Annotated in this window: 4 protein-coding genes; all 4 read left to right on the top strand. The window is 69.4% G+C overall.

The features are described from left to right. The first annotated feature begins 219 nt into the window (after positions 1-219). The 4 genes from ACJOT3_RS32255 (at position 220) to ACJOT3_RS32240 (ending at position 5231) form a co-directional block, all read left to right on the top strand. A complete protein-coding gene (locus ACJOT3_RS32255) occupies positions 220-912 on the top strand; it encodes an HAD family hydrolase (RefSeq protein ID WP_406976917.1) in 693 nt (230 codons plus the stop codon). 205 nt (positions 913-1117) lie between these two features. Beyond that, complete coding sequence (locus ACJOT3_RS32250; protein ID WP_406976916.1) at positions 1118-1615, top strand: cellulose synthase; 498 nt, start codon at positions 1118-1120, stop codon at positions 1613-1615. Positions 1616-2308: 693 nt separating this feature from the next. After that, entirely contained in the window at positions 2309-3367 is a 1059-nt protein-coding gene (locus tag ACJOT3_RS32245) for an ABC transporter permease (RefSeq protein ID WP_406976915.1), read from the top strand. A 112-nt stretch (positions 3368-3479) separates the two neighbouring features. After that, positions 3480-5231: an ABC transporter substrate-binding protein gene (locus ACJOT3_RS32240; protein WP_406976914.1), complete on the top strand. Its 1752-nt coding sequence runs from the start codon at positions 3480-3482 to the stop codon at positions 5229-5231. The last annotated feature ends 42 nt before the right edge of the window (positions 5232-5273 follow it).

Genomic DNA, 5273 nt, shown 5'->3' with positions numbered 1-5273 from the left:
CGTGTCCGAGGCCCGGTGTGGGGCACCTCTCGGTGGATACGCGGCTTTCGTCCCCCGCGGCGGGCCGAGAGTTCGTACGGTGGAAAGGGCGGCGACAGCCCGGCTTCACGGCCGGGCTCCCCGGCACAGCCACGATGGGGGGCCGCCGTGTCGACGACACCACCGCATCCGAGGGGAGAGCGCGGCGCGCCCGCACCACCCGGGGCCGCCGCCGAGCGCATGACCGAGACCAGCACCCCGCACCCGACCGCCGAACGCCGCCTGCAGGCGGTGCTCCTGGACATGGACGGCACGCTCATCGAGAGCGAGCACCTGTGGAACGAGGCGGAGGCCGAGACGGTCGCCGAACTCGGCGGGGTGTGGACCGAACGCGACCACGAGGCCAACGTGGGCAACGCCGCCGAGCCCGTGGGCCGCTACATCATCGAGCTGACCGGCGCCGACCACCTCACCCCGCGCGCCGTCGCCGACCTGCTCTACGACCGCTTCCGCGCCAAGCTCGCGGGCGGCGCCCGGCTGCGCCCGGGGGCCAAGGAACTGGTGCGCATGCTGTCGGCGGCCGGGGTCCCGGTGTCGCTGGTGACCTCCACCGAACGCGCGCTGGTGGCCGACGCCATCGACGGCATCGGCCTGGAGAGCTTCGACGACTCGGTGGCGGGCGACGAGGTGGCGGCCAACAAGCCCCACCCCGACCCCTACCTGCGGGCGGCCCGCCGCCTGGGCGTGGACCCCCGCCGCTGCGTCGCGTTCGAGGACTCGGTAGTGGGCGTGACCGCCGCGGCCGACGCCGGGTGCGTCACGGTCGCGGTGCCCGACCACGTGGAGATCCCGCCGCGCGAGGGCGTGGTGTTCCGCGACGGCCTGGTGGGCGTCGACCTGGAGTGGCTGGAGTCCCTGGTCGCCGACCGCTGATCCGTGATCGGCGATCCGGGGCGCGCCGTCCCGGTGACGGCGCCGCCGCCGTGGGTACGGTGGGGGCACGGGCACCCCGGGCCGCACCGCCGGGCCGGGGGCTGCTTCGGCGGGTGACGGCCCCGGTGGGGGCGGCCTCACTGGGGGAACGGCCCTAGGGGATCGGCCCGATGTGCGCGGCGGTGCCGGATGGGAGACTGGTGTCATGCCTGACACTCTGACGACGATGACCGGTGTGATCCTGGGCGGCGGCCTCACCCTCGTGGGCCTCGTCATCAGCTTCCTGGTGTGGCGGGCCAAGGGCCCGGCCTCCGGCCTGCGCGGTGTGGCCTGGTCGCTGGTGCCGCTGGCGGCGGGACTGCTGGGGCTGATGAACGCCGTGTGGCAGTTCGTGCTCAGCATCCTGGGCATCCTCATGGGACTGATCTTCAACCCGATGGTATGGGCCGGCGTCGCCCTGGCCGGGCTGGCCGTGGTGCTGTACGTCGTCTCGGGGTTCATGCTCGCCCGGGGCGCGGGCGCCGAGGCCCGGCCCAAGGCCGCCAAGGAGCCCAAGGCCGCCGGGGGCGCGGCCCCCGCGGCCGGTGCCCCGGCCGCTCCCAAGGGCCAGGTCGGCGGTGCCCCCAAGGGCGGCAGGAAGCAGGACGACCTGTCCGACTTCGGCGACATCGAGGACCTGCTCCGCAAGCACGGCATCGAGTAGGGCCGCCGCCGGTCCGTCGTCCGGGGCCGCTCCGCCATCGCGCGGGGCGGCCCCGTCGTGTGTCGGGTCACACACGCCCCGCGGGCCCCTGCGGGCGGCGGTGCCCCAGAGGTCATCCGAAACCACGGAGCGTGTCCGAAACCCCTACGCGTCAGGGCCTCCGCAAACAGGAAGGACTCCGTACAGTAACGGAAACGTATCAACCCGGGCGGACTCATAGCACTTGCCATAGCTTGTCCGGCTTGGTGATGACGTGCGTGGATCGCGCACGTAAGGTTGGCCCGGCGATATACCCGCGTCTCCCCAGTTCGGGGCGGTCATCCGACGAATGCGAAGAATCTAGGCATTTGTCTGCATATGTGGCATTACTAGGCGTTTGTCACGATTTAGCCACATGGCCAAACTTTGGACGATATGCACCCATGGGGCGAGTAGGTTTGTCGCTGTGTAACAACCCGGGCGGAACGCCCTGTGGATGTGTCCAACACCTCGTATGGCTCAGGGCACGTTCGCGGGCGGGGGTCCGCGGTGGCGGGTGATCCTCCCGCACCGCAGATCCGGCGCCCACGCCAGCCAGCGTCGAGAACCGGCCGGCCCCACCCGTGAGACCCCGATGGGTCACCCCCCGAAGGCCTCACGTGTGGGCTCTGTCCCCCCTCGGCCAGAAGCGTATGAGTGGAGAGTGGTGGCCTGATGAGCGCGCCCTCGCATGCCCCAGAGTCGGCGGAGCAGCCCGAGGCTGCGGCCGCGGCCGTCAAGGTGCCGGGTGGGCGCGGCGACGCCGACAGCCGGTCCCTGCGCCAGATCGCGTGGCAGCGCCTGCGCAAGGACAAGGTCGCGATGGTGTCCGGCGTGATCGTCGTGCTGCTCATCCTGGCCGCGATCTTCGCGCCCCTGTTGGCCAAGTGGTTCGGGATGCCGCCCACCCAGTTCAACCAGGACCTGATCGAGCCCAACACGGGCCTGCCCTACGTCGACCCCGAGAACAAGGAGCCGGCCCCCGGGTCGATGCTCCCCGCGGTCGACAACTGGGGCGGTATCAGCGGCGAACACCTGCTGGGCCTGGAGCCCAAGACCGGTCGCGACCTGTTCAGCCGCATCGTCTACGGCGCCCAGATCTCCCTGCTGGTGGCGTTCCTGTCCACCCTGCTGTGCGTCGCCCTGGGCACCATCCTGGGCATCATCGCCGGCTACAAGGGCGGCTGGATCGACACCGTCATCAGCCGCGCCATGGACATCTTCCTGGCCTTCCCGCTGATGCTCTTCGCGATCGCCCTGGTCGGCGTCATCCCCGAGGGCGTGCTGGGCCTACAGGGCAACGGCCTGCGCATCGGCGTCATCGTCTTCATCATCGGCTTCTTCAACTGGCCCTACATCGCGCGCATCGTGCGCGGCCAGACCCTCTCGCTGCGCGAGCGCGAGTTCGTCGAGGCCGCCCGCAGCCTGGGCGCCAGCAACCGGCACATCCTGTTCAAGGAGATCCTGCCGAACCTGATCACGCCGATCGTCGTGTACTCCACCCTGCTCATCCCCACGAACATCCTGTTCGAGGCGGCCCTGAGCTTCCTGGGCGTCGGTATCAACCCGCCCACCCCCAGCTGGGGCAAGATGCTCTCCGACGCGGTGCCGCACTACGGCACCGCCCCGTACTTCATCCTCTTCCCCGGCCTGGCCATCTTCCTCACCGTGCTCGCGTTCAACCTGTTCGGTGACGGCCTCCGAGACGCTTTCGACCCCAAGACCTCCGACTAGGTCCGTGCGCCCGGTGCGCGGCACACCCGCTCGGCCCGCACCACGACAAGGGCGCACGGCACCTTGGACGGTCCATCCATCCCCACATCAGGTTCGCAAGAGAGGCAGTTCCTTGAGGAAACGCACCCTCGGCTTCGTCGCACTCGGCGCGGCGGCGTCGATCTTCCTTTCCGCCTGCGGCGGCGGTGACACCGGCGAGTCCGGCGACACCACGGCGGCGGCCGGCTTCGACGCCGGTTCCACGTCCATCGTGAACCCCTCCGACGAGGCCGGCGGCACCCTGCGGTACGCCATCTCGTCGGACTTCGACTCCACGGACCCGGGCGACACGTACTACGGCTTCAGCTGGAACTTCACCCGCTACTACGCCCGTACGCTGCTGGCGTTCACCCCGGCCCCGGCCGAGGCGTCCACCGAGCTGACCACGGACCTCGCCGCCGGCATGCCGGAGCCCAACGAGAACTTCACCCAGTGGACGGTCAAGATCCAGGAGGGCCTCAAGTACGAGGACGGCTCCGAGATCACCGCCCAGGACATCAAGTACGCGATCGCCCGCTCCAACTACAACGGCGGCGAGCTGCCCAACGGCCCGCGCTACTTCGAGTCCAGCCTCAAGCAGGAGCCCTTCAACGTCTACGACTCCACGGACCCGATGGCCGAGTTCACCGCCATCGAGACCCCGGACGACTACACGCTGGTCTTCCACCTCAAGGAGAGCTTCTCGGAGTTCCCCTACATCCTGACCCAGCCGCAGACCGCCCCGGTTCCCGAGGAGGCCGACCGCGGTGGGCTCTACCAGGAGAACGTCCTCTCCTCCGGCCCGTACAAGTTCGACGGCAAGTACGAGCCCGGCGTCAAGCTGAACCTGGTCCGCAACGAGCACTGGGACCCCGCGACCGACCCGATCCGCCCGGCCCTGCCGGACGCGGTCACCGTCGAGATCGGTGTCGCCCAGGAGGAGATCGACCAGCGCCTCGTCAACGGCGAGCTGGACGTCGACCTCTCCGGTGTCGGCGTCGGCCCGACCATGAAGAGCCAGTTCCTCCAGGACCTGGAGACCTACGAGGCCAACCTGGACAACCCGCTGTCGGGTGCCCTGCGCTTCGTCAACATCCACACCCCGAACATCGACACGGCCTGCCGCCAGGCGATCGCCTACGCCGCCGACCGTGACAGCCTGCACCGCGCCTGGGGCGGCGAGACCGGCGGCGACCTGGCCACCAACCTGCTCCCGCCGACCATCCCCGGCTCGAACCCCGAGTCCAACCTGTACCCGTCCGAGGACAACAAGGGCGACCTGGAGGCCGCGCAGGCCAAGCTCGAAGAGTGCGGCGAGCCCGACGGCTTCGACACCGTCATCGCCGTCCGCGACGGCCGCCCGAACGACCTGGCCACGGCGGAGTCGCTGCAGGAGTCGCTCAAGCGCGTCAACATCAATGTCGAGATCAAGACGTTCCCGGCCGAGGACTTCTTCGCCCAGTACGCCGGTTCCCAGGACTACGTCCGTGACAACAACATCGGTCTGAGCGTCTCGGGCTGGATCCCGGACTGGGCCAGCGGCTACGGCTTCGGCTACAAGATCACCTCCGGCGACGCCATCCAGGCGACCGGTAACTACAACACCTCCGAGCTGGACGACCCCGAGGTCGACGAGCTCTGGAACCAGGCCCTCACCACCGAGGACCCGGACGAGCGTGCCGACATCTACACCCAGATCGACACCCTGGTCATGGAGCAGGCCGCCATCCTGCCCGTCGTGTTCGACCGCGCGATGTTCTACCGCTCGGACAACCTGACCAACGTCTACTACACGTCGTCCTACGCCATGTACGACTACATGGCGCTCGGCGTGAAGCAGGGCTAACACCCCTACCGGCCTGAACTAGTACGAGAAGGCAGGTGAACG

The sequence above is a fragment of the Nocardiopsis protaetiae genome (assembly GCF_045446735.1).
Lineage (GTDB): Bacteria > Actinomycetota > Actinomycetes > Streptosporangiales > Streptosporangiaceae > Nocardiopsis > Nocardiopsis protaetiae.
The sequence above is the reverse complement of the archived record's forward strand: the minus strand, read 5'-3'. Positions and strand labels throughout refer to the sequence as shown.